Here is a 1,691-nt window from a genome sequence, read left to right on the forward strand (position 1 = left end):
CCAACAATTCCTATTTTTTCATAATTAGGGTCTCAAGCTCCCCCTAACGGCCACCGAGAAAACCTTCACCAGATAAGTATTTTTACTCAAGTCTCTGGAGGGGGACAGCTTATGTGACAGTTGAGGGTGCGGAATGTGGGTAAAAATGTCCGTCACATCGCCGGGACAGGGTTGGGTTTGGTGGTAGTGCAGAAATGCGTGGAACTACACGGTAGCTCGATCGAAATCGCTAGTATCCCCTGGAATGGAACCACTGTCACGATTTTATTGCCGAAAGTGGCCTGAAAAAAATCGGAGCGAGAATGATTCTCAATCAGGGGAAAACTTCCGGGGAAGAAATTAGGAAACACCACCCAGACGGGCGTATTCTAAAATTGACTGGCTAAGAGCATCGCGATCATCGCGGCTGAGATAATAATTCCGGCCGCCGATATCATTGAGAAATCGCAGTAGGGCAAGACAAGCGGACTCTAGATCCGCCCGGTGTCGGGCAGCCGCTAAAGCTTGTTCAGAGGTGGCATAAACTAGGCAATCGCTAATTCCTTCCCTGCCATCCACTCGCCAACATTGAAAAGAATAACCCTGCATTTCTAGGATCAATTCAATCTGCCAGCCGTGATAGTCAAATCGCGTATAAATCATTTCAAGCAGCCCCTTTTAGGAGAGGAGAGTCACAGGTTTGACCGATCTGATTGTCTAGAAGCCCTGCACCTGTCTAACTTTCTAATTTAACGGGTGATTATGGAAACCCTCTGCAAACTTCGTGCAGATTTCGTGCAGAAATGATTTTGTCTACTGTCCCAAGGCAGATATTACTTTAAACGATAACCGAGACCGTGAACGGTTTCAATAAAGTCTTCCGGCGCACCGAGGGATTTTAGCTTGTGACGAAGACCGCGAATATGGGAAGTAACGGTTTCCTCGGCCGGAGAATCGTCCAAAGACCAAACTCGCTCAATAATACCCGATCGACTTAAGACCCGGCGCCCATGGGTAACAAGTAATTCTAAGAGAGCGAATTCCTTGGGGGTGAGGGAAAGAAGTTGACCGTTATAACTGGCCTCGTGGGTACTGGGATTTAACTGCAACCCCCCCCAAGATAATAAAACACTGCTGGTACTGCTGCCACGTCGGATCAAGGCCCGAATCCGCGCCATTAATTCGCCCAAATCGAAGGGTTTAGTGACATAATCATCGGCCCCTGCGTCTAATCCGTCAATTTTATCGATTACCGTATCCCTTGCGGTTAATAATAGGACGGGAACGGTGGCATTAGCAGAGACGGGATGATGGGATTCCGCTCGTCGCAGACGTTGACAGAGTAAAGTTCCGCTTAATTTGGGCAGGGTGACATCAAGAACTAAAAGGTCATATTTGCCTAATTCTAGCCAATTCCAGCCTTCTTCTCCGTCTCTAGCCACATCGACAACGTATTGTCGCTCGCTCAATGCCTCTCGCAAAATCTCGGCTAGTTGCATATCATCTTCTACTACTAAAATTCGCATGGTCTAGAGTTGACACTCCCGCCGTTAAGCTGACGCTGTGACGGGGGATTCTTGATTCACAGAAACCCGCTTTTGGGTACAAGTACCAACGAGTCTTACAGTTTCTCCCCAAGCTTGAAATTCCGACTGTCCATCGGTATTTGTTGACAGTATTCTCATACCTTCTTCCCTTAAATTCTTGGCTGC

Annotated in this window: 3 protein-coding genes; 1 reads left to right on the forward strand and 2 read right to left on the reverse strand. The window is 47.7% G+C overall.

The genetic code is table 11. From position 1 onward, the window contains the following. Positions 1-135 precede the first annotated feature (135 nt). Entirely contained in the window at positions 136-285 is a 150-nt protein-coding gene (locus tag PX482_RS16395; RefSeq protein WP_288026045.1) for an ATP-binding protein, read from the forward strand. A gap of 54 nt (positions 286-339) precedes the next feature. On the opposite strand, the gene PX482_RS16400 is transcribed toward PX482_RS16395, so the two are convergent. Both PX482_RS16400 and PX482_RS16405 read right to left on the reverse strand, forming a co-directional pair. Further along, positions 340-642, reverse strand: a complete 303-nt coding sequence (locus tag PX482_RS16400; protein ID WP_288026047.1) for a hypothetical protein — start codon at positions 640-642, stop codon at positions 340-342. 170 nt (positions 643-812) lie between these two features. After that, the gene (locus PX482_RS16405) at positions 813-1,505 is read right to left on the reverse strand and encodes a response regulator transcription factor (RefSeq protein ID WP_002758477.1); all 693 of its coding nucleotides are present in this window, start codon (positions 1,503-1,505) and stop codon (positions 813-815) included. Positions 1,506-1,691: the final 186 nt, after the last annotated feature.

Source organism: Microcystis sp. M53602_WE12 (assembly GCF_030065455.1).
Classification (GTDB): domain Bacteria; phylum Cyanobacteriota; class Cyanobacteriia; order Cyanobacteriales; family Microcystaceae; genus Microcystis; species Microcystis aeruginosa.

Coding starts and splice junctions, on each gene's coding strand:
- PX482_RS16400 (WP_288026047.1), bottom strand. CDS start 642: ATGATTTATACGCGATTTGACTATCACGGCTGGCAGATTGAATTGATC.
- PX482_RS16405 (WP_002758477.1), bottom strand. CDS start 1,505: ATGCGAATTTTAGTAGTAGAAGATGATATGCAACTAGCCGAGATTTTG.